Source organism: Salmonella sp. SAL04214, assembly GCF_046550615.1.
In the GTDB taxonomy this organism is placed as follows: Bacteria; Pseudomonadota; Gammaproteobacteria; order Enterobacterales; family Enterobacteriaceae; genus Salmonella; species Salmonella enterica.
Genome location: NZ_JBGDXT010000001.1, coordinates 297,997 through 321,757 on the forward strand (window position 1 = coordinate 297,997; position 23,761 = coordinate 321,757).

At 51.9% G+C, this 23,761-nt stretch carries 27 protein-coding genes; 13 read left to right on the plus strand and 14 right to left on the minus strand.

Going from position 1 to position 23,761, the window contains the following annotated elements; all coding sequences use genetic code 11:
• Positions 1-43 precede the first annotated feature (43 nt).
• The 5 genes from hemW to ACLJQD_RS01490 are packed head-to-tail and all read right to left on the minus strand — an operon-like array spanning position 44 to position 3,350.
• Entirely contained in the window at positions 44-1,180 is a 1,137-nt protein-coding gene (hemW, locus tag ACLJQD_RS01470) for a radical SAM family heme chaperone HemW (RefSeq protein ID WP_017441078.1), read from the minus strand.
• Complete coding sequence (locus tag ACLJQD_RS01475) at positions 1,173-1,766, minus strand: XTP/dITP diphosphatase (protein WP_017441079.1); 594 nt, start codon at positions 1,764-1,766, stop codon at positions 1,173-1,175. The genes hemW and ACLJQD_RS01475 overlap by 8 nt, the downstream gene beginning before the upstream one ends.
• 7 nt (positions 1,767-1,773) lie before the next feature.
• Positions 1,774-2,064 carry a DUF167 family protein YggU gene (yggU, locus tag ACLJQD_RS01480; protein ID WP_001277203.1) on the minus strand — a complete coding sequence of 97 codons (291 nt, stop codon included), beginning with the start codon at positions 2,062-2,064 and terminating at the stop codon, positions 1,774-1,776.
• The gene (locus ACLJQD_RS01485; protein ID WP_001094848.1) at positions 2,061-2,627 is read right to left on the minus strand and encodes a YggT family protein; all 567 of its coding nucleotides are present in this window, start codon (positions 2,625-2,627) and stop codon (positions 2,061-2,063) included. The genes yggU and ACLJQD_RS01485 overlap by 4 nt, the downstream gene beginning before the upstream one ends.
• A gap of 18 nt (positions 2,628-2,645) precedes the next feature.
• Entirely contained in the window at positions 2,646-3,350 is a 705-nt protein-coding gene (locus ACLJQD_RS01490) for a YggS family pyridoxal phosphate-dependent enzyme (protein ID WP_000997812.1), read from the minus strand.
• Positions 3,351-3,367: 17 nt separating this feature from the next.
• On the opposite strand from ACLJQD_RS01490, the gene ACLJQD_RS01495 reads away from it, so the two are divergent.
• Both ACLJQD_RS01495 and ACLJQD_RS01500 read left to right on the plus strand, forming a co-directional pair.
• Positions 3,368-4,348: a type IV pilus twitching motility protein PilT gene (locus ACLJQD_RS01495; protein WP_001650641.1), complete on the plus strand. Its 981-nt coding sequence runs from the start codon at positions 3,368-3,370 to the stop codon at positions 4,346-4,348.
• 131 nt (positions 4,349-4,479) lie between these two features.
• Complete coding sequence (locus ACLJQD_RS01500) at positions 4,480-5,166, plus strand: IclR family transcriptional regulator (RefSeq protein ID WP_017441080.1); 687 nt, start codon at positions 4,480-4,482, stop codon at positions 5,164-5,166.
• 45 nt (positions 5,167-5,211) lie between these two features.
• On the opposite strand, the gene ruvX is transcribed toward ACLJQD_RS01500, so the two are convergent.
• The 8 genes from ruvX to metK form a co-directional block, all read right to left on the minus strand.
• The gene (ruvX, locus tag ACLJQD_RS01505; RefSeq protein ID WP_001285491.1) at positions 5,212-5,628 is read right to left on the minus strand and encodes a Holliday junction resolvase RuvX; all 417 of its coding nucleotides are present in this window, start codon (positions 5,626-5,628) and stop codon (positions 5,212-5,214) included.
• Complete coding sequence (locus tag ACLJQD_RS01510) at positions 5,628-6,191, minus strand: YqgE/AlgH family protein (RefSeq protein WP_001053167.1); 564 nt, start codon at positions 6,189-6,191, stop codon at positions 5,628-5,630. The genes ruvX and ACLJQD_RS01510 overlap by 1 nt, the downstream gene beginning before the upstream one ends.
• A gap of 215 nt (positions 6,192-6,406) precedes the next feature.
• Positions 6,407-7,354 carry a glutathione synthase gene (gene gshB / locus ACLJQD_RS01515; protein ID WP_000593248.1) on the minus strand — a complete coding sequence of 316 codons (948 nt, stop codon included), beginning with the start codon at positions 7,352-7,354 and terminating at the stop codon, positions 6,407-6,409.
• A 19-nt stretch (positions 7,355-7,373) separates the two neighbouring features.
• Positions 7,374-8,105 carry a 16S rRNA (uracil(1498)-N(3))-methyltransferase gene (gene rsmE / locus ACLJQD_RS01520; RefSeq protein WP_001222488.1) on the minus strand — a complete coding sequence of 244 codons (732 nt, stop codon included), beginning with the start codon at positions 8,103-8,105 and terminating at the stop codon, positions 7,374-7,376.
• Between the two features lie 76 nt (positions 8,106-8,181).
• The gene (gene endA, locus ACLJQD_RS01525) at positions 8,182-8,889 is read right to left on the minus strand and encodes a deoxyribonuclease I (RefSeq protein WP_000286124.1); all 708 of its coding nucleotides are present in this window, start codon (positions 8,887-8,889) and stop codon (positions 8,182-8,184) included.
• A gap of 94 nt (positions 8,890-8,983) precedes the next feature.
• Complete coding sequence (locus tag ACLJQD_RS01530) at positions 8,984-9,481, minus strand: SprT family zinc-dependent metalloprotease (protein ID WP_000856775.1); 498 nt, start codon at positions 9,479-9,481, stop codon at positions 8,984-8,986.
• A gap of 78 nt (positions 9,482-9,559) precedes the next feature.
• On the minus strand, positions 9,560-10,954 hold the full coding sequence (gene galP / locus ACLJQD_RS01535; RefSeq protein WP_001113171.1) for a galactose/proton symporter: 1,395 nt from the start codon (positions 10,952-10,954) through the stop codon (positions 9,560-9,562).
• Between the two features lie 492 nt (positions 10,955-11,446).
• Positions 11,447-12,601, minus strand: a complete 1,155-nt coding sequence (gene metK, locus ACLJQD_RS01540; RefSeq protein ID WP_001062140.1) for a methionine adenosyltransferase — start codon at positions 12,599-12,601, stop codon at positions 11,447-11,449.
• 55 nt (positions 12,602-12,656) lie between these two features.
• On the opposite strand from metK, the gene ACLJQD_RS01545 reads away from it, so the two are divergent.
• The 6 genes from ACLJQD_RS01545 (at position 12,657) to ACLJQD_RS01570 (ending at position 17,196) form a co-directional block, all read left to right on the plus strand.
• Positions 12,657-12,956, plus strand: coding sequence for a hypothetical protein (locus ACLJQD_RS01545; RefSeq protein ID WP_001540882.1), 300 nt, complete (start codon positions 12,657-12,659; stop codon positions 12,954-12,956).
• A 59-nt stretch (positions 12,957-13,015) separates the two neighbouring features.
• Entirely contained in the window at positions 13,016-13,165 is a 150-nt protein-coding gene (locus ACLJQD_RS01550; protein WP_001751809.1) for a hypothetical protein, read from the plus strand.
• A gap of 85 nt (positions 13,166-13,250) precedes the next feature.
• Positions 13,251-13,382, plus strand: coding sequence for an acid stress response protein YqgB (gene yqgB / locus ACLJQD_RS01555; RefSeq protein WP_000729109.1), 132 nt, complete (start codon positions 13,251-13,253; stop codon positions 13,380-13,382).
• An 8-nt stretch (positions 13,383-13,390) separates the two neighbouring features.
• Positions 13,391-15,367: a biosynthetic arginine decarboxylase gene (speA, locus tag ACLJQD_RS01560; protein ID WP_001278580.1), complete on the plus strand. Its 1,977-nt coding sequence runs from the start codon at positions 13,391-13,393 to the stop codon at positions 15,365-15,367.
• Positions 15,368-15,511: 144 nt separating this feature from the next.
• On the plus strand, positions 15,512-16,243 hold the full coding sequence (locus tag ACLJQD_RS01565; protein WP_017441081.1) for a membrane protein: 732 nt from the start codon (positions 15,512-15,514) through the stop codon (positions 16,241-16,243).
• A gap of 152 nt (positions 16,244-16,395) precedes the next feature.
• The gene (locus tag ACLJQD_RS01570; protein WP_001576357.1) at positions 16,396-17,196 is read left to right on the plus strand and encodes a FadR/GntR family transcriptional regulator; all 801 of its coding nucleotides are present in this window, start codon (positions 16,396-16,398) and stop codon (positions 17,194-17,196) included.
• 314 nt (positions 17,197-17,510) lie between these two features.
• Here ACLJQD_RS01570 and ACLJQD_RS01575 read toward each other — a convergent pair whose 3' ends face one another.
• Positions 17,511-17,618: a racemase gene (locus tag ACLJQD_RS01575; RefSeq protein WP_001667677.1), complete on the minus strand. Its 108-nt coding sequence runs from the start codon at positions 17,616-17,618 to the stop codon at positions 17,511-17,513.
• 810 nt (positions 17,619-18,428) lie between these two features.
• On the opposite strand from ACLJQD_RS01575, the gene ACLJQD_RS01580 reads away from it, so the two are divergent.
• From ACLJQD_RS01580 to ACLJQD_RS01600, 5 genes are all read left to right on the plus strand, one after another.
• On the plus strand, positions 18,429-19,901 hold the full coding sequence (locus ACLJQD_RS01580) for a mannitol dehydrogenase family protein (protein WP_023242890.1): 1,473 nt from the start codon (positions 18,429-18,431) through the stop codon (positions 19,899-19,901).
• Positions 19,902-19,903: 2 nt separating this feature from the next.
• A complete protein-coding gene (locus ACLJQD_RS01585; protein WP_000853907.1) occupies positions 19,904-20,920 on the plus strand; it encodes a zinc-binding alcohol dehydrogenase family protein in 1,017 nt (338 codons plus the stop codon).
• 13 nt (positions 20,921-20,933) lie between these two features.
• Positions 20,934-21,941, plus strand: a complete 1,008-nt coding sequence (locus ACLJQD_RS01590) for an Ldh family oxidoreductase (RefSeq protein ID WP_000104231.1) — start codon at positions 20,934-20,936, stop codon at positions 21,939-21,941.
• A gap of 38 nt (positions 21,942-21,979) precedes the next feature.
• Entirely contained in the window at positions 21,980-22,474 is a 495-nt protein-coding gene (locus tag ACLJQD_RS01595) for a YhcH/YjgK/YiaL family protein (protein WP_017441083.1), read from the plus strand.
• A gap of 192 nt (positions 22,475-22,666) precedes the next feature.
• Positions 22,667-23,623 carry an alpha/beta fold hydrolase gene (locus tag ACLJQD_RS01600; RefSeq protein WP_077905220.1) on the plus strand — a complete coding sequence of 319 codons (957 nt, stop codon included), beginning with the start codon at positions 22,667-22,669 and terminating at the stop codon, positions 23,621-23,623.
• The last annotated feature ends 138 nt before the right edge of the window (positions 23,624-23,761 follow it).

The window sequence follows — 23,761 nt, forward strand, 5'->3', positions numbered from 1 at the left end:
GCCATCAGGTATTTTACCCGCTGGCGCGACAGACTTATCCTTGTTATTCCGCGAGAAACAACTCAAGAAGAGAGTTTAAAAACAGTTTACCGTGCCGGGTAATCTGCCAGTATTGCTCGCATTCGGTCAGGTAGCCCTGGGCAATAGCCTCGTCGATTGGCTGACGAATAACCGCTTCCGTAAGCCCGGTGTAGTCGACAAATTCGGCGCGAGGCGCGCGCTCCAGCAACCGAAAACGATTCATAAAGAACTCAAAGGGTTTATCGTCATCACTCACGTCACGCTGGCTTTCCAGGTAACGTCCCTGCATATAACCGCGTGGGTGACGGGTTTTGGTGGTGCGCAGGATCCTGCCGCCCGGGAAGGTGACTTTACCGTGGGCGCCGCAGCCAATCCCCAGATAGTCGCCAAAGCGCCAGTAGTTCAGATTATGCTGGCACTGATAACCGGGTTTGGCATAGGCCGACGTTTCGTATTGCTGATAGCCCGCGGCGGTTAATAACTGGTGGCCCTGCTCAAAGATATCCCACAGCGCGTCATCGTCCGGTAAAACCGGCGGACGCGAACCGAACAGAGTGTTGGGTTCAATCGTCAATTGATACCATGAGAGATGCGGCGGATTAAGCGCAATCGCCTGTCGCAAATCATTCAGCGCCTCTTCCAGCGTTTGGTCCGGCAATCCATGCATCAAGTCGAGGTTAAAGCTGCGTAGCCCAAGCCCATTTGCCAGTATTGCTGCCCGCATCGCCTCTTGTGGACCGTGAATACGGCCAAGACGTTTCAGCTTAGGCTCACTAAAGCTCTGCACGCCAATGGAGATCCGGTTTACGCCGGCGCGCTGATAGTCGATGAAGCGGTCGGCTTCGACCGTGCCGGGGTTCGCTTCCATGGTAATTTCCGCATCCGCCGCCAGATTCAGGCGCGCACGCATGCCGTCCAGCAGCGTTTGCATCGCCGGCCCGGAAAGCAGGCTTGGCGTACCGCCGCCAATAAAAATGGTCTTTACTTCACGCCCTTGCGCCCAGGCGACGTCAGCATCCAGATCGCTTAACAGATGCTGGACGTAGTCGTCATGCGGCACCTCGCCCTTCAACGCATGGGAATTGAAGTCGCAATATGGACATTTTTGTACACACCAGGGAATATGAATATAAAGACTGAGCGGCGGTAGTTTAGCCATTGCGTAACGCATCCAGCAGCAGCTTGAGCGCTTGTCCTCGGTGGGAAATCGCGCTTTTTTCTTCACGGGTCAGTTCTGCGGCGGTTTTGCCTTCAGACGGTACGAAGAAAATAGGATCATAGCCAAATCCGCCATTTCCGGCCGCCTGGCGAGTAATGACGCCTGGCCAGCTACCGTGACAGACTATCGGTGTGGGATCTTCGGCATGACGCAAATAAACCAGTACACAATGGAATCGCGCCTGGCGTTTGTCGTCCGGAACATTCCGTAGAGTATGCAGCAGTTTTTCCAGGTTTTGCTGATCTGTCGCGTTTTCGCCAGAATAGCGCGCGGAATAGATACCCGGCGCGCCGCCTAAAACGTCAACGGCCAGACCGGAGTCATCGGCAATGGCGGGCAGACCGGTCATTTTAGCGGCATGGCGCGCTTTGAGAATCGCGTTTTCAATAAACGTCAGGCCGGTTTCTTCCGCGGAGTCAACGCCCAGTTCCGTTTGCGCTACCACATCAAGCCCAAAATCGCTTAACAGCGACGCGAGCTCGCGCACTTTACCGGCGTTGCCGGTTGCGAGAACAACTTTTTGCATGGAATACCTACTCAGTTAACGCCGCAATTTCCGGCGGGATCTGTTGCGGGTGAATAATTTTTACTTGTTTGTGACGGCCCAGCTCGCCTTTTTCGATGACGATCTGACTTTTCGCCACGCGAAACTGTTTACCGAGAAACTTGATCAGATGGCTGTTTGCCTGACCGTCAACCGGCGGGGCGGTAATGGCGACTTTCACCTCGTCGCCATGTAAGCCCACAATACTGTCGCGGCTGGCTTTCGGCTGAATATAAAGCCGTAACACCAGACCGTCTTCGCAGCGAGTCACAGCACTCATAACGCCATCCACAGCCCCGGCAGCAACATGTTGCCTGTCGCTTGTAAGACTTCAGCGATCCCCATATTAACGACATACAGTAGCAGCACCAGAACCATCGGCGAGAAGTCGATGCCGCCCATCGCAGGCAGTATACGGCGAATCGGGCTGAGCAGCGGCTCGGCAAGCTGAATCAATACATATTCAATCGGGCTACGACCCTGGCTCACCCAGCTCATGATAGCCATGACCAGCAGCACCCAGAAGATCAGCAGGCCGATTGTTTTAAGCAAGATAAGCACCGCGGCAATCCAGATAATCGCCTGAAACGTAATTACCTTAAACAGCACTATCGCCTTAATAACGCTAAGAATAAACGCCACCAGCAGGGAAGCGCTGTCAATCGGCCCCATTGGCGGGATAATACGACGCAGCGGTCCGATGATGGGCTGCGTAATTTTCACCACGAACTGGGAGAAAGGGTTGTAAAAGTCACAGCGGGCCCACTGCATCCACACGCGCAATAATAGCACCATGGTATACAGCTCAATTACCGTTGAGAGCAGGAAGGTCAACGTATTCATGGCGTTCCTCAGTTTTCCTTAATTTTTTGTGTAATCACGAGCACCAAAGATAGCGGTGCCGATGCGCACCATTGTGCTACCTGCCGCAATCGCGGCTTCCATATCGTCGCTCATACCCAGAGATAAGGTATCAACGTCAGGGTAGCGCGCTTTCAGCCCGGCAAATGCTACAGCCATTTGACGTGCGACTTCAAACTGCCTTACATAATCTGACTCTGGCGCCGGGATCGCCATCAGTCCGCGAAGCCGCAGACGCGGCAGTGTAGCCACCGCAGCGGCCAGCTCATCCAGTTCCGCCAGCGGAATGCCTGATTTGCTGTTTTCATCGCTGATATTAATTTGGATCAGAACATTTAGCGCCGGCAGATTATCCGGGCGCTGTTCGCTCAGCCGCGAGGCGATACGCAGGCGATCGATGGTATGACACCAGTCAAAATGCTCGGCCACCAGCCGACTTTTGTTGGACTGTAAAGGGCCAATAAAGTGCCAGTGCAGGCCTTCCACTTTCGCTTCCTGAAAGTGGCGGATTTTTTCCACCCCCTCTTGTACATAATTTTCACCAAATGCCCGTTGTCCGGCGGCAATGGCTTCTGCGATGTCGCTCGCAGGTTTGGTTTTACTCACTGCAAGCAACGTAACTTCTTCTGAAGAGCGGCCGCAACGCGTCGCCGCGGCGGAGATTTTGTCCCGGATGTATGCCAGGTTATGCGCGATATCGTTCATTTTCCGAGGATGTTTATATGAATATGGAAGAAATTGTGACGCTTAGTGTAAAGCATAACGTCTCGGATCTACACCTGTGTAACGCCTGGCCTGCGCGATGGCGCAAACAAGGACGCATGGAGATCGCGCCTTTTACCGCGCCAGATGTCGACAGGCTTCTGCTTGATTGGCTTAATGACGCGCAACAATATCAGTGGCGAACGCACGGTCAGCTTGATTTCGCCGTCTCGCTGTCTGGCACGCGGCGCCTGCGCGCCAGTGCGTTCACACATCAACAGGGAACGTCGCTGGCGCTACGGCTATTGCCCGAGCGTTGTCCTGAACTGGCGGAAATCCAGACGCCGCCGATAGTACCCGCACTGCTTGCCAGCGAGAACGGACTGATTCTGGTCACTGGCGCTACTGGCTGCGGGAAATCCACCACGCTGGCGGCGATGGTGGGACATCTTAATCAACATGCCGATAAACACATCCTGACGCTGGAAGATCCTATTGAGTACCGTTACACCAGCAAGCGTTGCCTGATACAGCAGCGGGAAATCGGCCAGCATTGCGCCACTTTTGCCGCCGGGCTGCGCGCGGCGTTGCGTGAAGATCCCGATGTCATTTTGCTGGGAGAGCTGCGTGACAGCGAGACCATTCGCCTGGCGCTGACGGCGGCGGAAACGGGGCATCTGGTACTGGCAACCCTGCATACTCGCGGTGCGGCGCAGGCGGTGGAAAGATTAGTGGATAGTTTTCCGGCGCAGGAAAAAGAACCGGTACGCAGTCAACTGGCGGGTAGTCTGCGCGCTGTACTATCGCAAAAACTGGAGGTCGACAGACAGGATGGGCGCGTGGCGTTGTTTGAATTACTGATTAATACGCCAGCCACAGGGAATTTGATCCGTGAAGGCAAACTCCATCAGTTGGCCCACGTGATACAAACCGGGCAGCAGCAGGGGATGATGACATTCGCCCAGAGCGCGCAATGGCGTCAGGCGCAGGGACGACTGTAGCGAAGATGGCGGCGTAGGGGGGGAGGAAAGTGTTGGCTGGCGCGGTGGATTGAACGGCATGCAGGCTTGTATCCTGGCGAACCGGCGTTAAAATCGCAGCTTTGTTAAAACCACAGCGAAGCCATTTAACGATGTCATCACAACCGAATCAAAGCCTGATAGATGGCATTCGCTGTCTGCAATATCTGGTCTCCAGCGACCGTGCTATCGGATGTCGCGAGCTTGCCCGGCTGATGGATATTAATACCACGCGCGTTAATCGCCTGTTAATGACGATGGCCTCTATTGGACTCACGATGCAGGATGAGCACCGACGCTATTTACCCGGGCCAGGCATTCATGCTTTGGCGGTGCAGGCGATTCGTGGTTCAGCGCTGTTCTCCCATGCGTTGCCTATCCTTGAACGCCATGCGCCCAAAGACATTGTGGTGGCATTAGGCGTGCTATGGGAAGACCAGATTATCTATATTTATCACTCTGCGCCGGGTTCGCAGGGAAGTCAGGCGCTGGCGGGGTTTCGCATGTGCCCGGCCTGGCAGTCGGTAACAGGAGTGGCGTTACTGGCGGCAGAAAGCGACGAGGCGCTAATGCAGCGTTTTACTCCGGAGCAGTGGCGTAATCTGGCGCCGCATGTGGCGCAGCAGCGCCAGCGGGGATACGTGCTGTGGCATCACGCTGATGGTGAAGTTTCTATGGCGCAACCGCTAGGCAAGCACGCCGCAGCGCTGGCCTTTGCGGGAATGTGGCGGATTGATGAGGCGGAGGCGGCTGCGCGTTTACAGGCGTTGAAGGCATTAAACCAGCTTATTGCCCAGTAAGCCTGGCAACCGTGACCGCGTTATCCGCCTGCTGACAAAACGGCTTTAATACCCCTGTTCAAAATAGCTTTCGAGGATAATCACGGCGGAGGCCGAGTCCACTTTGCCTTTGTTCAGCGCGCGATACCCACCTCGTTCAAACAGACCGGAGCGTGCTTCAACGGTGCTGAGTCGTTCATCGTGCAGCGTGACAGTTACCCCGAAACGCCCATGAATACGGTTGGCGAATTTACGTGCGCGCGCCGTCAGCGGTTGTTCAGTGCCATCCATATTAAGCGGTAGCCCGACAATAATTTCGTCTGGCTGCCACTCTTTCAGCAAACGTTCAATGAGCGTCCAGTCGGGCGTGCCGTCCTGTGCTTTGATTGCCGGAAGCGGACGGGCGGTGCCGGTAATGCGTTGTCCTATTGCAACGCCGATGCTTTTTGTGCCGAAGTCAAAGGCCAGTAAGGTGTCGCTCATCAGGCGTGCCCCGCAACGCCAGGCATGGTCAGAATATCAATGCCAATAAGTTTTGCCGCTTCGCGCCAGCGCTCGGCAATGGGCGTTTTGAACAAAATATTGAGATCGGCGGGCGCGGTAAGCCAGGCGTTATCAAGCAGCTCTTGTTCAAGCTGGCCTTTATCCCAGGAGGCGTAGCCCAGCGCGACCAGTACATCGGAAGGCTGTTGTTGGGTACCTAACGTTTCCAGCACATCGCGGGAGGTGGTAATCACGGTATTGTCTGAGATACGAATGCTGGAGGCGAAACGTGACGGCGGAGTATGGAGAATAAATCCGCGATCTTCCGCCAGCGGGCCGCCGAGCATCACGGCTTTATCAAGACGAATTGCCGAATCGCGCGGTTCCGGCGTAATTTTTAGTTTTTCCAGAATCCCTTCAATTTGCAGATTTTCCAAAGGCTTATTAATAATAATCCCCATAGCGCCGTCCTGGTTGTGCTCGCAAATATACACCACGGAACGGCGGAAAATCGGGTCCTGGAGCGCAGGCATGGCAATAAGAAAGTGATGCTGTAAATTCATTGTCAGAGGTTCTGTTTCCTGGTTCAAAAAAACGACAGCGTTCAGTATGTGGGGAAAGCGGACGGTTGTCACTCATATAAGCCGTCTTTTGCCAAAGGACGGCGGCCTTATCGGGCAATAGATTGCCGGATGGCGATGCTGATGCGCCGCCTTATCCGACCGGGGCGGCGTGATTGCTCAGGCCCGGTAAGCGCACGCCACCGGGCAATAAACGTTTACTTCGCCAGACGCGCTTCGATGGCGTCCATCAACATCCCGGTGATAGAGATCGGGTATTCCGCTTCAATTTCACGTACGCAGGTTGGGCTGGTCACGTTAATTTCCGTTAAGCGGTCGCCGATAATATCCAGACCGACGAAAATAAGCCCTTTGGCTTTAAGCGTTGGCCCAACGCGGCGGGCGATTTCCCAGTCGCTTTCGCTCAACGGACGGGGTTCGCCGCGACCACCAGCCGCCAGGTTGCCGCGGGTTTCGCCGCCCTGCGGAATACGCGCCAGGCAGTAAGGCACCGGCTCGCCGTCGACGACCAGTACGCGCTTATCGCCATCTTTGATCGCGGGCAAATAGTTCTGCGCCATGCAGTAGCGGTTGCCCAGCTCGGTCAGCGTTTCGGCAATAACGCCTATGTTAGGATCGCCTTCCTTAACGCGGAAAATGGACGCGCCGCCCATACCGTCCAGCGGTTTCATAATGATATCGCCGTGCTTTTCCCAAAACGCTTTGAGCTGCGCTTTATTGCGCGTTACCAGCGTTTCCGGCGTCAGGTCGGCAAACCAGGCAGTATACAGTTTTTCATTACAGTCGCGCAGGCTTTGCGGTTTGTTGACGATCAGCGTCCCTTCCTCTTCAGCGCGTTCCAGAATATAGGTCGCATAAATAAACTCGGTATCAAACGGCGGATCTTTACGCATCAGGATAACGTCGAGGTCGGCAAGTTTAATCTCCTGCTCGCTGCCGAACTCGTACCATTTATCGTAATTTTGCTCCACGCTCAACGTTCGCGTGCGGGCGCGGGCTTCGCCGTTAATCAGATAAAGGTCGGCCATCTCCATATAATGAAGTTCATAACCACGACGTTGGGCTTCCAGCAGCATAGCGAAACTGGTGTCTTTCTTGATGTTGATGTGTGCGATGGGGTCCATCACGATGCCGAGCTTGATCATTATTTTCTCCGTTAACGCTTCATCCTAAGTCGCCAAAACGCACCTGTAGCGCGGTAATGGCGGTGAGCGCGGTTGTCTCAGTACGCAGAACGCGAGGTCCTAACAGAATATCAGTAAACTGATAGCGCGCGGTCATCGCGATTTCGTCCGCCGACAGCCCGCCTTCCGGGCCGATCAGCAGTCGGACGCGTTCAACCGGCAGCGGCAGAGTGTTGATGCTGGCATGGGCGCGCGGATGAAGATTGAGCTTCAGCCCGGAATCTTGCTCGGCGCACCAGGCTTCCAGCGCCATCGGCGGGCGAATTTCCGGCACCCGGTTACGCCCGCATTGTTCGCAGGCGGCGATGGCGATCTTTTGCCACTGCTGGCGCTTTTTGTTCAGACGTTCATTATCCAGTTTAACGCCGCAGCGCTCAGAGAACAGTGGCGTAATGAGGCTTACACCCAGTTCGATCGATTTCTGGATAGTAAATTCCATTTTTTCACCGCGCGACATCACCTGGCCCAGATGGATATGCAGCGGCGATTCACGATCGTCGATTTCGCCTTTCATCACTTGCACTTCAACGCTTTTCTTACTGGCGCTAATGATTTCAGCATCGAATACCTGATTACTGCCGTCAAACAGCTGTAACGCTTGTCCCGGTCCCATGCGCAGTACACGACCAATATGGTTGGCCGCATCTTCGCATAACGAAATCTGCGTACCGGACGTCAACAATTCAGGGTGATAAATGCGGGGAATACGCATAATAAAAAAATCCGCGTCATGGCCCCGGCGTTTGGCTATCCAGGGCATGGGTTAACAAGAATCCCGCTAGTGTAGGTTAGCTCTTTCGCGCCTGGCAAGCGCGTTGCACATAGGGATTATGATTACCCTGGACCTTCGCGATACGCGCATCGCGCTCGCACTCCCAGGCGGTAACGGGGTACTGCTTATCCCAGACGTTAAAAAGCTGCGTTTGTTGGCGGGAAAGTTTCAGTTGGTATTGGTCGCGCATATAAAAATAAGTGCGGGCGATTGCGCCACGGGCGCGGGCGGGCGGCTCGGCGAGCTTCGCTTTGAAATCCACTTTCATGGCGCACTGCCCGTACTGACCTTCGCCGCCGTTCCACTGGCTATACATAAAGTTGCCGCGATCGCCATTCACTTCGCCAATCGCGGGTTGCAGGTTATGCATATCGCTTTCCATTTTGCGGTAGACCGGGTCTTTAGCGCAGTTTTTTCGCCCGCCGTCCTGCCAGCACTGGCGCTGATGACCGAATTGCCAGGCGGGGACAACGTGCTCCCACTCAATGCGTCTGGCGCGATTCTCGTTTTTACGCACCTTATAGCCGCAGGACTCCAGGTCTACGACGCCTTTTTTACCCTGCCAGCGGATTTGGCACCCGCAGTAAAAGCTGCCGGGAGCGTCTGCATTGACTTTGACGCTCGCCGCTTTGGCCTGAGAAAAATTGTTAATGCCATCGGCCAGGGCCTGGCCTGAAAACGCTGCGGCCAGCAACGCAGCGGCAAAAGAAAAATTACGGTACATTGCACACTCCATAGCAAAACGAGCCCGCAACGTAACGAAAGTTGTGTCTGTATGCAATCAGTCCGCTCAGGAAAGTTCCCGGACGTTTCGGGAACTACCCGGCGACCAGTGGTTCGCCGCAGTGAACGCAACGATAAACCGCTTCGCCGCGTACTACCCGATTATGACGGCGGACGGTGAGTTGATGTTGCTGGCATTGGCAATGGTAGGGAAAGGTATTGCGCCGTACGGATTGCAGCGCAAATTGATGAGTACGTCTGGCCGGAACGCCCAGCACGCTTTCCATCATCCACTTCCATTCCTTGCCATGCGGAGCCTTGCGTCCGAAGTGCTTCCACACCAACAGATGCGCCAGTTCATGCGGCACGACCTCTGCTATAAAGGTGTCGATGTTTTCCAGCAGTAACACCGGGTTGAGGCGGATTTCGTAGCTCTCCAGCCAGGCGGTGCCCGCCGAGGTGCCGCGTTGCGTATACACCAGTTTCGGCTCCGGATAATGTCTATCGAGCTTGAGGTTCGCCTGGGCGAGATTTTCCCGCAGACGGCGCATCACGGCCTGCTGGATAGCGATAGGGAGACGAGGGGTTTTCATAGCGGCAGAGAATAGTGCGACGGAAGAGGGACTGCAAGAAAAACGCTTCCTCCTGTGGCAGGAGGAAGCGTGGAGGGATTAGTCGTGGGCGCCGATTTCGCGCAGTTTACGACCTTTCATCAGGTTACGTTCAATGTGTTCCAGCGAAACGTGTTTGGTTTCCGGCACCAGCCACAGGGTCAGCAGGATAAACAGTACGTTCAGGCCAGCGTAGACCCAGAAGGTGTTGGCGTTACCCAGATTGTTCAGCATGGTCAGGAACGTTGCGCCGACGATCATATTGGCGATCCAGTTGGTCGCGGTGGAGCAGGTGATGCCGAAATCGCGGCCTTTCAGCGGCTGGATTTCGGAGCACAGTACCCAAATCAGCGGACCAGCGCTCATCGCAAATCCAATGATGAACATCAGCAGCATAGCGATAGCGAAGTATTGCGCAGACGGCGAATGGATGCCGATGTGCATCATCGTACCCAGAATCCCCATACCAATCGCCATGACCAGGAAGCCCAGCGTCAGGGTCGGCTTGCGGCCCCAGCGGTCAACCAGGCCGATAGCGATGAAGGTTGCCAGCACGTTAGTCAGACCAACAATAACGGTGCCCCACATCTGCTCCGTGGTATTCGTGTACCCCGCCAGTTCGAAGATTTTCGGCGCGTAATACATGATGACGTTCATCCCGGTAAATTGCTGCATGACCTGCAACAAAATGCCAAGAAACACGGCGCGGCGGAAGTTGCTGTTCTCTTTGAACAGCGCCCAACCGCTCTGTTTAACCTGCAAACTTTCGCGAATTTCATCGAGCTCACGTTTTGCTTCCGCACTGGTGTCACGCAGGCGCAACAGGACGCGTTCAGCATCATGGAAACGGCGTTTCGCCGCAAACCAGCGCGGGCTGTCCGGCAGGAAGAAGACACCGATCAGCAGCAGAATGGCCGGGATGATGATCACGCCGAGCATCCAGCGCCATGCGCCGCTGTAGCTGAACGCGGTATCGGACAGATAAGCGCCCAGAATCCCGATGGTGATCATGAGTTGGTACATTGAGATCATACTGCCGCGAATTTTTTCCGGCGCGATCTCGGACAGGTACAACGGTGCAGTGTAGGAAGCGACGCCGACGGCCAGACCCAGCAGCACGCGAGAAATAATCAGGACTTCAACGTTAGGCGCCGCAGCGGAGAACAGCGAACCGGCGACGAACAGGATAGCGCCGATCATCAGGCTTTTTTTACGACCCAGCTTAAAGGAGAGCCAGCCGCTGCCGACAGCGCCGACGGCCGCGCCAAACATCATGGAGCTGACCACCCATTCCTGAGTGTGTGCGGTAATCTGAAACTCGTCGGTAATGAAGGGTAAAGCACCGGCGATAACGCCGATATCCAGGCCAAAAAGTAATCCTGCCAGGGCTGCAAGAAAGCAGACAAAAAATGTCATGGCCTTGTTGGAACGCCCTTGTTTTTTATTGTCAGGCATTATGCCCTCCGGTTGGGTTAGCAATTTTATCGATGTTAAGAGTAGGTGAGTACGCCGTAAAAAGATGTGAGGCTAATCACAATGGTGTAATCGTTTACACTACTATTTATCTCGGTGATTATTTAATTATCTGAAAAATAATAGTTTTAATAATCTTATAACCATATCAATCGCCTGGTATTCAGACAAAGTTGAAAAATTATGTAATATTTTCATCGCAGAATTAGCATACCGATAGTGATGCGGTCAGTTCTTAATGAAAATGAATGTAACCGCTTTCATGATGACTGAAACTGAATGATAAAAAGTGTAGTCGAAGAAACGAAAGGGGAGAGTGGATTGTGCTGCGTATCACAAAAAGGTCAGTATAAATTCACGCTGGAATATCTGATAACGTTGCGTGTATCAGCAATGATAAAGGCCAGCAGGGCGCTGGCCTTGATAAGTACGGTATGGTTTCCCTGACTGAAAAACAGCGTCAGGCGCGGGCGATTATTTCAGACCGGCAGCGTCGCGCAGCAGTTGCGCTTTGTCGGTTTTTTCCCATGGGAAGTTTTCGCGACCGAAGTGGCCGTAAGCCGCAGTTTCTTTGTAGATCGGGTGCAGCAGATCCAGCATCTGAATCAAGCCGTACGGGCGCAGGTCGAAGAATTCGCGCACCAGCAGAATCAACTGTTCAGCAGGCACTTTTTCAGTACCGAACGTTTCCACCATGATGGACGTCGGCTCCGCTACGCCGATAGCGTAGGAGACCTGGATTTCACAGCGATCCGCCAGACCTGCCGCCACGATGTTTTTCGCGACATAACGCGCAGCGTAAGCTGCAGAACGGTCAACTTTAGATGGATCTTTACCGGAGAAGGCGCCGCCGCCGTGACGCGCCATACCGCCGTAGGTATCAACGATGATCTTACGACCGGTCAGACCACAATCGCCCATCGGGCCGCCGATAACAAAACGACCGGTTGGGTTGATAAAAAACTTAGTGGACGTATTTAACCATTCAGACGGCAGAATGGGTTTGATGATCTCTTCCATCACCGCTTCTTGCAGCGATTTTTGGTCGATATCTTCTGCGTGCTGCGTAGAGAGAACCACGGCGTCGATACCGACGATTTTGCCGTCGTCATACTGGAAAGTGACCTGGCTTTTTGCATCCGGACGCAACCATGGCAGGGTGCCATTTTTACGCACTTCAGCCTGACGCTGTACCAGACGGTGCGCGTAGGTGATTGGCGCAGGCATCAGTACGTCGGTTTCATTTGTCGCGTAGCCAAACATCAGGCCCTGGTCGCCCGCGCCTTGTTCCAGCGGGTCTGCGCGGTCAACGCCCTGGTTGATATCCGGAGACTGTTTGCCAATTGCGCTCAGTACCGCGCAAGAGTTGGCGTCAAAGCCCATGTCGGAATGCACATAGCCAATTTCGCGCACCGTATTACGGGTAATCTCTTCGATATCGACCCAGGCGCTGGTGGTGATCTCACCGCCAACTAAAACCATGCCGGTTTTAACGTAGGTTTCACAGGCGACGCGTGCTTTCGGATCCTGTTGCAGGATAGCATCCAACACGGCATCAGAGATTTGGTCTGCGATTTTGTCAGGATGCCCTTCTGATACGGACTCAGACGTAAAAAGGTGTTTTGCCATATTTAATTTCACCTAAGGAGAATTTAGTTAGCTCAAACTGTTGTGCGGAATAGTCATGACAGAAGATTCTACCATGAGTCTGAAGGTCGCTGACACTGGCAGTCTGAGTGTTAATCAGTATGGATGGATTAACATCTGGACGGCTATTTTAGGTCACTTCTTCGCCCAATTTCCAGCTTTTTTTGAAGGCCGTCGCAATGTCGGTCAAAATCAGGCGGTAAACGTTTCTGATAATGCTGACATTATGCGCATTTATGCTTTGCTTTTTTTCTGCGTTCTGGGTATAAAACGCGACGCGCGGCTCATACAAAAGCACACGACGTTTTCTTCGTGTCGCCACTTCCAGCCGGGTTAAAACGTTGCTTTGGCTTGTGGGTTCGTCTTACGAGGCGGCCGTGGAGGTGATACGAGATAATGAACCGTTGTATTCTGCTGAATTTGTCGCATCGTTCTGGTGCGCGCATGTCCCCCGCAATCTGCATCTCTGCTTTGCATACCTGCCGATGTTATACCCATCTCGGCGCTTCTCAGGATTCCAGAGCCGGCAATGGCGCTGAAGACTGAACAAGGGCGCTCTTGTTAACGCAAGAGTTTTCTCGTGGTTTCGCCGAACCGTTATCTGTGAGTTCGGTTACGTGTTTACAATGATATGAAAAAGAAACCGGTCGCGCAGGCGGAGCATCAGCGCTATCTGCTGGAAAATCCGCTTGTCTATGGGTTGTTATCGCGTCTTCGGATTGCGATAGTGGTCAACTGTTTTACACTTGCTAATAAAAATTGAGGTTCGCTATGTCTGACGACATGTCTATGGGTTCGCCTTCGTCAGCAGGCGAACAGGGTGTACTACGCTCCATGCAGGAGGTTGCAATGAGCTCCCAGGAAGCCAGCAAGATGCTGCGCACTTACAATATTGCCTGGTGGGGCAATAACTACTACGACGTCAACGAGCTGGGCCATATTAGCGTATGCCCCGATCCCGACGTACCGGAAGCGCGTGTCGATCTTGCCAAACTGGTGAAAGCGCGCGAAGCGCAAGGCCAGCGTCTGCCGGCGCTGTTCTGCTTCCCGCAGATCCTGCAACACCGTTTGCGTTCAATTAACGCGGCGTTTAAGCGTGCGCGTGAATCTTACGGTTATAACGGCGACTACTTCCTCGTTTATCCGATTAAGGTCAATCAGCATCGCCGCGTGATCGAGTCCCTTATCCATTCCGGTGAACCGTTGGGGCTGGAAGCGGGGTCGAAAGCGGAATTGATGGCGGTGCTGGCGCATGCCGGCATGACCCGTAGCGTGATCGTCTGTAATGGTTATAAAGACCGTGAATACATTCGGCTGGCGTTGATTGGCGAGAAGATGGGCCATAAGGTTTATCTGGTCATCGAAAAGATGTCTGAAATCGCGATTGTGCTGGAAGAAGCTGAGCGCCTGAACGTGGTTCCTCGTCTGGGCGTGCGTGCGCGTCTGGCCTCTCAGGGGTCCGGTAAGTGGCAATCCTCCGGCGGCGAAAAATCAAAATTCGGCTTGGCGGCGACCCAGGTGCTGCAACTGGTGGAGACCCTGCGTGACGCCGGGCGTCTGGACAGTCTGCAACTGTTGCACTTCCACCTGGGATCGCAGATGGCGAACATTCGCGATATCGCGACCGGCGTGCGCGAATCCGCGCGTTTCTATGTTGAGCTGCATAAGCTGGGCGTTAATATCCAGTGCTTCGACGTGGGCGGCGGTCTGGGCGTGGATTATGAAGGTACCCGCTCGCAGTCCGACTGTTCGGTGAACTATGGCCTGAACGAATATGCCAATAACATCATCTGGGCGATTGGCGATGCCTGCGAAGAGCATGGTTTACCGCATCCGACGGTGATTACCGAGTCTGGCCGCGCCGTCACTGCGCACCATACGGTACTGGTCTCTAACATTATCGGCGTGGAGCGTAACGAATACACGGATCCGACTGCCCCTGCTGAAGATGCGCCGCGCGCGCTGCAAAATCTGTGGGAAACCTGGCAGGAGATGCATAAGCCTGGCACCCGCCGCTCGCTGCGTGAATGGCTGCATGATAGCCAAATGGATCTGCACGATATTCATATCGGCTACTCTTCCGGCGCGTTTAGTTTGCAGGAGCGCGCCTGGGCGGAGCAACTTTATCTCAGCATGTGCCATGAAGTGCAGAAGCAACTGGACCCGCAAAACCGTGCGCATCGCCCGATTATCGACGAACTGCAAGAGCGGATGGCGGACAAAATGTACGTCAACTTCTCGCTGTTCCAGTCGATGCCGGACGCGTGGGGAATCGATCAGCTCTTTCCGGTGCTGCCGCTGGAAGGGTTAGATCAGGTACCGGAACGTCGTGCCGTGCTGCTGGATATAACCTGTGATTCCGATGGCGCTATTGACCACTATATCGATGGCGACGGTATCGCCACGACGATGCCGATGCCGGAATACGATCCAGAGAATCCACCGATGCTCGGCTTCTTTATGGTCGGCGCCTATCAGGAGATCCTCGGTAACATGCACAACCTGTTTGGCGATACTGAAGCGGTTGACGTGTTTGTCTTCCCGGATGGTAGCGTCGAGGTTGAGCTGTCGGACGAAGGCGATACCGTTGCGGATATGCTGCAATATGTACAACTGGACCCGAAAACGCTGTTAACGCATTTCCGCGACCAGGTAAAACAGACGGATCTGGACGATGCGTTGCAGCAGCAGTTCCTTGAGGAATTTGAAGCGGGACTGTACGGTTATACTTATCTTGAAGATGAGTAATTAAGAGTATTCCGCTTGTGGGTCGATTTAATTATTTAAATCGACCCTTTTATATTTTATAAATTCTTAATTATCAGCGGTGCCGCTTCTCTATGTAATTTTATGGGCCTACAATCCCCCTAATAATTAAAAAGGGGGTTAAGTATGAGCAAATTTAAATTTAATGCCGTCATTGTTGGCTTGTTTTTGATGTTAGGCGGTTGTTCCAGCGGAATGCAATCTAATAATGGCTCTTCATCCGACGTCGGCACCGCCTGGGGCGGCGACGTGCATTCATCGGTACAAAGCGTTTCGGTAGAACGTGCCGATCGAGAACCTGCCGAAATGGTGGTAATAAATTACTCCACTCAATATCCGTCAGGTTACGATAAAGTTTATAGTATACGTATCAGCGATCTTGAATATGCTGTGCGCGACGCTAATTTTAATTCGATTCCAATTACTCGTCGCTACAACGCATCAATGGGACAATGGCAATATAGTATTCCTGCAAGATCAGGGATGAACTATCAGTTATATATTCGTAATTACAGTCATGATACCAATTACGAAATCGTCGCAACGGTTGATGGCCTGGACGTGTTGAACGGAAAAGCAGGCTCGCAGAATCATCATGGCTATATTGTTAACGCCGGCGATTCACTGGCGATTAAAGGGTTTCGCAAAGATAAACACACTGAGGCGGCATTCCAGTTCGCCGACGTAGCTGACGCTTATGCGGCCCACTCCGCGCAGGGCGATGTACGCAACATCGGCGTCATCGGCTTTGCCGCCTTTGCATTGCAGGGTAAAGCAACAAATACGCTACCGCCTTGTTCCTCGCAGGCTTTCCCGGCGGACAACAACGGGTATGCGCCGCCGCCCTGCCGCAAATAAACCCGGCATCAAACGTCAAATATGCGTTATGGGAATCAGCGCCTTCCTGCCGAGTCTGGTGGGGAAGGACTGTGTGACGCGCATAGCCGTAGGTTGCGGGAAAGAAACGACCACTCTCTGGCAGGGAAATTGTTTACCATAAACATTAGGATTTGTTTACACTACCCTCAAGTGGAGCAATTGCTGTCTACATAGGTATGTGCATGGAACAAATTTTAACCAAGCGGCGCTATTTTGATATAGGGCTGCAAATAGAAGAACTACTCTATTCAGGGGTATTTAAAGCTGGCGAGCGACTTCCGGCGGAGAGAGAACTCAGCGAGCGTTTTCAAACCAGCCGCACGACGATTCGTGAGGCGATTATTATGCTTGAGCTGAAGGGAGTGGTAGAGGTTAAGCAAGGCGCAGGCACTTACTTTATTGATAGTCTGGAGAAAATCAATCAAAAAGCGCTCTTGCCTTACTCAGACATTGGCCCCTTTGAATTGCTACAGGCCCGGCAGGTCATCGAAAGCAACATCACCGGTTTTGCCGCTACGCAAATAAGATTTAATGAACTTAAGCAGCTTAAACGTATTATTGAGCAGCAGGAAAAGCAGATTGGCGGCGACAGCGACAAATTTGAAGAACTGGATCGCCAGTTCCACAATATCATCGCGGAATCCACGCAAAATCGTGTATTAATGAAACAATCTGCCGAGCTGTGGCGGGCTGTCAGGACCGAAAATCCGCGCTGGAAGCAGTTAAACTATAAGTATTTACATAAGAAAGAGTTAAGAATGAAATGGGTGGAAGATCACCGTAGTATCTTCCTTGCATTGCAAAAACGCGATGCTGAGCAGGCCAGACAGGCCTCGTGGACCCATCTTGAAAACAGTAAAAATGAGCTGGTAAAAATCTTCCAACAGGATGATTCGCTGGAAGATTTTGATGATTTTTTCTTCGCCACCTGACGGCTATTTTCAGGCGGATGACATTTTTGTCAGCGATTAACCGGGCCTGCCGCCAAAAACAAGCCCGGAGAGAGGGAATCAGGCTTCGTAAACGCTCAGCTTATCCCAGTCAAACTCTACGCCAATGCCGTAGGTGTCCGGTGCCACGGCGCGATAATTGTCGACCACCAGCGGATGTTTGGTATATTGCTCGATCGGGAAACTGTGAACCTCCAGTCAGCCAGTCTCGAATGCGGAAACCAGTCTGACGTGTAATTCCTGCATACCGAGCGAGCATACCAAACGACCGCTATTCGTCGACAGACGCGCCGCCTTCAACCAGCCATTTTCCACAGCGGCAGTTTTTCACGTTTGCCTTTCAAATCCCAAAGGGCGATATCCACCGCAGACATCGCAAACGACGCGATGCCTCCGCAACCCATATAGTGAATATGCTATTCCATAAAGTCATAGATATCGTCAATCGCAGCGCCTCTTTCCCTGACAGTACCGGGGCAAGATCGTGATCGATCATCGCTTTAATTGCATACCCTCCCTTTCCGCCGGTATAGGAATATCCGGTGCCAGTTGAACCGTCTTCCAGCGTAATCGTCGTGGTTACCAGTTCGAAATGGCTATTATGCCATGTTTCGCGTCAACTAAGACCTCGGCCAGAGGGGCTTTGAAAGCTTTGTTTCAACGTGCCTAATCTGCGTCTTCATTAATTTTTTCCTGTTTTTAATCAATGGATTAATTTGCCAATTACGTCTAAAGGCGGCTCACTCCCCATCGCTTTAGCAGCGACCCGGATGATCAAAACCGTAACTGATGTTCTTAGGTTAACGTTGATGCTGATAATAAATTGAGTTCATTAATTCACTAGACAAATTATCAGATTTGGTTTGCTGTATTTCGGGTAATTATTGAACCAATCATGCGTGACATATACGCTCGCAGCGGGCGTGTTATTCAATAAGATATTGTTTTTCATGGTGTTTAATGATTGCTGGTTGTATGGGTGGTATGCCAATTCGTGGCCGATTTTTCTAATCAAACTCACGCTTTTGTGAATCGTAAAATTTATCCTGACAAACGCATTTTATAACTAATTGATAAATAAATTATTTTTATTCATTGTCTATTAGTCAGCATACCAGGGTAAAGAATATGGTGCCGTGAGTGTGATCATATTCACGGATTTTGGTATGTTGTTTAAGCAGAATTGGTAAACAAAAAAGGAGTGGGAAAAATTCATGGACACCATAGCTCGCCAGTTAGACGCCGCAAGGCACCAATTCAAAACGACTTATTCACGTCAGGGAATGGAAGCCAACATCGTACATATTGGATTTGGCGCCTTTCACCGTGGTCACCAGGCTGTTTATAACGATCTCACGAATGAGATAACCGGCAACCGCTGGGGGATTTTTGAACTAAATCTGTTCGGCGATGCGGAGCTGGTGGATGCGCTAAATGCGCAAGAGGGGCTGTTTTCAGTGGTGGAAACGTCAGCCAGCGCCATCAACAGTCGCCTGGTTCGTACCGTCACCGGTGCGTTGCATACGCCGAAGTCAGGTATTCAGGCGGCGATCGAGAAGCTAACTGAGCCGCAGGTAAAAATTGTTTCGTTGACGATAACGGAAAAAGGTTACTGCACCGATCCGCGGTCCAGAACGCTCGATCTCAGCCATCCGCTCATCAAACACGATCTTGCCGATCCTGAACATCCCCGGTCAGCACTCGGACTGATCGTCGAAGCGCTACGGATACGCCGCCAGCAAGGGCTTCCCCCGTTTAGTGTACTGTCGTGCGATAACATTCCGGAAAACGGTCATTTGACCAAAACGGCGATCGTTACGTTTGCCGATAATCTTGATCCGCAACTGGCGGCCTGGATAGCGAAGCATGTCACCTTTCCTGGCACCATGGTCGATCGCATCGTGCCGGCAATGACGCCAGAGCAATTTGACATGATTAAAGACCAGATCGGTTTTGCCGATCCCTGCGGCATCGTATGCGAGGATTTCCGTCAGTGGGTTATCGAAGATAATTTCGTTGCCGGTCGTCCTGACTGGGATAAAGCAGGGGCGATGTTCGTCTCGGACGTGCTTCCCTATGAAGAAATGAAACTTCGTATGCTGAATGGCAGCCATTCGTTTCTCGCCTATAACGGCAGCCTGGCTGGATATGAGTTTATCTATCAGTGCATGGAAGACGACGCTTTTAAAACCGCCGTACATCATTTAATGACGGAAGAGCAGGCAAAATCGCTGCGCCCGAATTTGGCGGTAGATGTACATCAATATGCGCAGTTGCTCATTGATCGATTCAGCAACCCGAATATTAAACATAAGACCGGACAGATTGCGATGGACGGTTCTCAGAAGCTGCCTCAGCGGGCCGTCGATCCTTATCTGACGCTCCAGGCGCGCGGCGTTAAGGGCAGGGCGTTGGCGACGCTGATTGCGGGCTGGCTCCATTACGTCATTAATACCCTCTCTCAGGGGCAGAGTGTGGCCGACCCGCTCAATGATACCTTCAATGCGGCTATTAAAAATAAAAACACGCGATGGGAACAAGCGCTGTCTTTGCTGCAGATAAATAGCATCTTTGGAACGCTGGCCGGCGACAACGCAGACTTTTTAAACGACATTCAGCAGGCCTTTAACCATATTGAGTTACATGGCGTCACGGCCACCATTCACCGTTTATCTTCAAAGGGTTAAGTATGAAAACGCTTATCTGTAATAATCCGGGAAATATTGAATACATTGAAAGGGATATTCCTCATTTAAAAGACGATGAAGTACTGTTAAAAATTAAAGCGGTTGGTATTTGCGGCACCGATATCCATGCGTTTGCCGGCCGCCAGCCCTTTTTTGCCTATCCGCGCGTGCTGGGTCATGAAATTTGCGGCGTGGCGGAAATATTGGGTAAATCGTGCAGCACGGCGAAGGTTGGCCAACGCTATAGCGTTATTCCCTGTATTCCTTGCGGCGCTTGCGCAGCCTGCCGGGAAGGAAAAACCAACTGCTGTGAGAACGTCTCGCTGTATGGTGTTCACCAGGACGGCGGCTTTAGCGAATATCTGGCCGTTCGTGAACAAAATCTGGTTGAACTGTCGGATAACCTCACCGACAGCGCGGGCGCGCTGGTTGAGTGTTTCGCCATCAGCGCCCACGCAGTACGCCGCGCTGACGTGAAGCCGCAGCAAAACATTGTGGTGGTCGGCGCCGGGCCGATTGGGCTGGCCGCCGCCGCGATAGCAAAAGCCAAAGGCGCTCGCGTCGCGGTAGCTGATATTGACGCCGAACGCCGTCGTCTGGTAGCCGAAAAGGTAGGCGTTGCAACGCTCGATCCGTCGTCAGACGACTATATTGATGCGCTGAAAGCCTGTTTCTCCGGTGAATTAGCCGGCACTGTGCTTGATGCCACCGGCAATAAATCCTCCATGAGCCGCGCTGTCGATCTGATTCGTCACGGCGGAAAAATCGTCTTCATCGGGCTGTATATCGGCGAGCTCGTCATTGACGATCCGACCTTCCATAAAAAAGAGACCACGCTATTGAGCAGCCGTAACGCGACGCGGGAAGACTTCGAATGTGTCATTGAGCTCATGGCTCAGGGCGCTATTAGCGAAACAATGATGAAAAACCAGGAATTCGATTTCTATACGTTCGGCAACCAGTACCAGAAGAACGTGGTAGAAAACAAAAAATTGGTTAAAGGCGTTATCAAATTTTAATAGCGGGATAGTTATGTCAACAATATTAGTCAAAGAAAATGAATTGAAAGCGCTGGCGTTTAATAAACTCACCCAGGCGGGTCTTGACGCGCAAACGGCGCAGCAGGTAGCCGACGTTTTGGTTCATGCCGATATTACCGGCGTTCACTCCCACGGCGTTATTCGCGTAGAGCACTATTGTACCCGCCTGAACGCAGGCGGGCTCAATCCAAAAGCAACATTCAGCATTGAACAGATTTCGCCTTCTGTCGCTATTCTGGACTCTGATGATGGAATGGGACACTGCGCGCTGATAAAGGCGACAGATCACGCTATTAGTCTGGCGAGAGAGACGGGGCTGGGCTTCGTCAGCGTCAAAAATACGTCCCACTGCGGCGCGCTCTCGTGGTTCATTGAGCAGGCGACAAGCCAGGGAATGGTGGCTATCGCCATGACGCAAACGGATACCTGCGTTGCGCCGTATGGCGGCGCGGAGCGCTTTCTGGGGACTAACCCAATCGCCTTCGGCTTCCCCGTTAAAGACAGCCATCCGATGATCGTCGATATGGCGACCAGCGCCATTGCGTTTGGTAAAATTCTGCACGCCAAAGAAACCGGGAAACCAATAGGTCACGGCCTGGCGCTGGATAAAGAGGGACATATCACTACCGATCCGCATAAAATTGAAAATCTGCTGCCCTTTGGCGGACACAAAGGTTCTGGTATTGCCCTGGCGATTGATGCGCTCACGGGCGTCCTGATGGGGGCAAACTTTAGCAACCATATTGTTCGGATGTATGGCGACTATGACAAGATGCGCAAGTTAGCGAGTCTGGTTATCGTTATTGATCCGCAGATGTTGGGCAATCCGCTGTTTTCCTCAATAATGAGCACAATGGTCAATGAGCTAAGGGCTGTAAAACCGATGCCCGGTGTTGATAAAGTGCTGGCGCCAAACGATCCGCAAATCGCCTATAAAGAAAAATGTTTAAAAGAAGGTATTCCTGTGGCTGAGGGTATTTACCAGTACCTGATTGGCTGATAATTATAATCACGACCATTATTTAGGATAACTATAGTATGCTATATGGAAATATAGAGCAGCTTACTTTATTACCTTACGTTAACCACATTATTAAAAAACTTATCATCGAAGCGGTGAAAATAGCTGAAGACCAGCCTGCTGGTAGATATGAACTTTCTTTCCCGGAGTCATTTCTTATGATAAGCGAAGGAGAAACACACTCTTCGTTAAACCGCAAAGCTGAACTTCATAAAAAATATATCGATGTTCAGATTTTACTAAGCGGTTATGAGGAGATTGGCTATTCCAACAAAATTGATACCAGGATAAAGGAGCTTGAGCATCTTCCTGATGACATCATCTTTCCTGAATGTGTCGCTAATGAGCAGTTCGTTACATTAAATCCTGGCGATTTCGCGCTTTTTTATCCCAACCAGATCCACCGTCCGCTTTGTACGCGTGGTAAACCTGCGCCGGTTAAAAAAGCGATTGTGAAAATTCCGGCCACGGCATTTAGCGAGTCAAGCTCGTCTTGTCAGACGAAGGAATAAAGAAAGCGCCAAATGCAATTCAGGAAGAGACCTTCAAGTCATCCTGAATTACAGCCAGAATGAATAAGGTGGCACTTTTCTGACTTCAGAGCCTTTTCGCGTTGGGGCTAATCGCGGAAAGGCTTTTTACGTTCAGTAAAAAGAGGATGCGGGGTCTCCCCGGTAAATAAGTGAAAATGATACAAATCGATTTTGATGTTATTTTTGTTCAATCTGAATAATATGGTCTTTTACACGGAAAGTGATTGGCGAGGTGTTATGAATCATATTTTTAAATTAGCATTTATTTTTATTATCAATATTATATTTTTAATAAATGCTTCAGCAACAACGATGGACAAAGATAAATTTGTGGAAGCGAATGGTATCAAAATTCATTACGTTGAAGAGGGCGAGGGGCCTCCGCTGCTGTTGATTCACGGTGGTGGTCTGACGGCGAAAAGCTGGCAGGGATTAGCGAAAGAGGCATCTCGATATTTTCGCGTCATCATGCCGGACAGTCGTGGACATGGATTGACGAATAACCCGCAAGGAACGTTTAGCTATGATCTGATGGCGGAAGATATGGCGGCTTTTGTTAAAGCGCTGAAGCTGGAAAAACCGCTGGTGATGGGTTACAGCGATGGCGGCATGGTCGTTCTGAAGCTAACCAGCCGATACCCGGATCTAGCGCGCGCTGCTATCGTCGGCGGCGCAACGCATCGCTTTGCTACGGCTCATTACATGCAGGGGATGGAAATTTTTTATGGTAAAGGAATGCCTCAGGGGCAATTGACGGATCGCGATCTGGATAAAATGGCTTCGGATGCGCCCGGGATGGTTAAATTTTATCAGAACATGCATCATCCAGAGCAAAAAGACTACTGGCGCACGTTCCTCAAAGGTGTCTGGCCAATGTGGACAACGCCCACATCGCTGGCGGAAGAAGAGGTGAAAAAAATCCACATTCCTGTGCTATTACTGGACGGCGACCGGGATGAATTTTTCACCGTTGAAGAAGTTACCGAGCTGTACCGGCTGCTGCCTCAGGCGGAGATGACCCTCATTCCCGGTAGCGGTCACGCCATTTTCCAGACGCCAGGAAAAACACCGCTGTTTTATGCATTAGTGCTTGAGTTTTTACAGCGGCAACTCCCTAAGGCCTCTTAACTGACCGCGATGGACGTATGAGCCTACTGATTTGCGCTGGATATATATTTTTTTCGGGCGTTGTCTACTGTACCTGGCTAAACTGACTTCAATAATGCGGCCTGTCAGAGTAAACTTTGAGCCGTAAACAAATTCAAA

What these genes read in the sequence shown, in the direction of transcription:
- hemW (WP_017441078.1), bottom strand. Translation starts at nt 1,180, where the DNA reads ATGGCTAAACTACCGCCGCTCAGTCTTTATATTCATATTCCCTGGTGT.
- ACLJQD_RS01475 (WP_017441079.1), bottom strand. Translation starts at nt 1,766, where the DNA reads ATGCAAAAAGTTGTTCTCGCAACCGGCAACGCCGGTAAAGTGCGCGAG.
- yggU (WP_001277203.1), bottom strand. Translation starts at nt 2,064, where the DNA reads ATGAGTGCTGTGACTCGCTGCGAAGACGGTCTGGTGTTACGGCTTTAT.
- ACLJQD_RS01485 (WP_001094848.1), bottom strand. Translation starts at nt 2,627, where the DNA reads ATGAATACGTTGACCTTCCTGCTCTCAACGGTAATTGAGCTGTATACC.
- ACLJQD_RS01490 (WP_000997812.1), bottom strand. Translation starts at nt 3,350, where the DNA reads ATGAACGATATCGCGCATAACCTGGCATACATCCGGGACAAAATCTCC.
- ACLJQD_RS01495 (WP_001650641.1), top strand. Translation starts at nt 3,368, where the DNA reads ATGAATATGGAAGAAATTGTGACGCTTAGTGTAAAGCATAACGTCTCG.
- ACLJQD_RS01500 (WP_017441080.1), top strand. Translation starts at nt 4,480, where the DNA reads ATGTCATCACAACCGAATCAAAGCCTGATAGATGGCATTCGCTGTCTG.
- ruvX (WP_001285491.1), bottom strand. Translation starts at nt 5,628, where the DNA reads ATGAGCGACACCTTACTGGCCTTTGACTTCGGCACAAAAAGCATCGGC.
- ACLJQD_RS01510 (WP_001053167.1), bottom strand. Translation starts at nt 6,191, where the DNA reads ATGAATTTACAGCATCACTTTCTTATTGCCATGCCTGCGCTCCAGGAC.
- gshB (WP_000593248.1), bottom strand. Translation starts at nt 7,354, where the DNA reads ATGATCAAGCTCGGCATCGTGATGGACCCCATCGCACACATCAACATC.
- rsmE (WP_001222488.1), bottom strand. Translation starts at nt 8,105, where the DNA reads ATGCGTATTCCCCGCATTTATCACCCTGAATTGTTGACGTCCGGTACG.
- endA (WP_000286124.1), bottom strand. Translation starts at nt 8,889, where the DNA reads ATGTACCGTAATTTTTCTTTTGCCGCTGCGTTGCTGGCCGCAGCGTTT.
- ACLJQD_RS01530 (WP_000856775.1), bottom strand. Translation starts at nt 9,481, where the DNA reads ATGAAAACCCCTCGTCTCCCTATCGCTATCCAGCAGGCCGTGATGCGC.
- galP (WP_001113171.1), bottom strand. Translation starts at nt 10,954, where the DNA reads ATGCCTGACAATAAAAAACAAGGGCGTTCCAACAAGGCCATGACATTT.
- metK (WP_001062140.1), bottom strand. Translation starts at nt 12,601, where the DNA reads ATGGCAAAACACCTTTTTACGTCTGAGTCCGTATCAGAAGGGCATCCT.
- ACLJQD_RS01545 (WP_001540882.1), top strand. Translation starts at nt 12,657, where the DNA reads ATGACAGAAGATTCTACCATGAGTCTGAAGGTCGCTGACACTGGCAGT.
- ACLJQD_RS01550 (WP_001751809.1), top strand. Translation starts at nt 13,016, where the DNA reads ATGAACCGTTGTATTCTGCTGAATTTGTCGCATCGTTCTGGTGCGCGC.
- yqgB (WP_000729109.1), top strand. Translation starts at nt 13,251, where the DNA reads ATGAAAAAGAAACCGGTCGCGCAGGCGGAGCATCAGCGCTATCTGCTG.
- speA (WP_001278580.1), top strand. Translation starts at nt 13,391, where the DNA reads ATGTCTGACGACATGTCTATGGGTTCGCCTTCGTCAGCAGGCGAACAG.
- ACLJQD_RS01565 (WP_017441081.1), top strand. Translation starts at nt 15,512, where the DNA reads ATGAGCAAATTTAAATTTAATGCCGTCATTGTTGGCTTGTTTTTGATG.
- ACLJQD_RS01575 (WP_001667677.1), bottom strand. Translation starts at nt 17,618, where the DNA reads ATGGGTTGCGGAGGCATCGCGTCGTTTGCGATGTCTGCGGTGGATATC.
- ACLJQD_RS01580 (WP_023242890.1), top strand. Translation starts at nt 18,429, where the DNA reads ATGGACACCATAGCTCGCCAGTTAGACGCCGCAAGGCACCAATTCAAA.
- ACLJQD_RS01585 (WP_000853907.1), top strand. Translation starts at nt 19,904, where the DNA reads ATGAAAACGCTTATCTGTAATAATCCGGGAAATATTGAATACATTGAA.
- ACLJQD_RS01590 (WP_000104231.1), top strand. Translation starts at nt 20,934, where the DNA reads ATGTCAACAATATTAGTCAAAGAAAATGAATTGAAAGCGCTGGCGTTT.
- ACLJQD_RS01595 (WP_017441083.1), top strand. Translation starts at nt 21,980, where the DNA reads ATGCTATATGGAAATATAGAGCAGCTTACTTTATTACCTTACGTTAAC.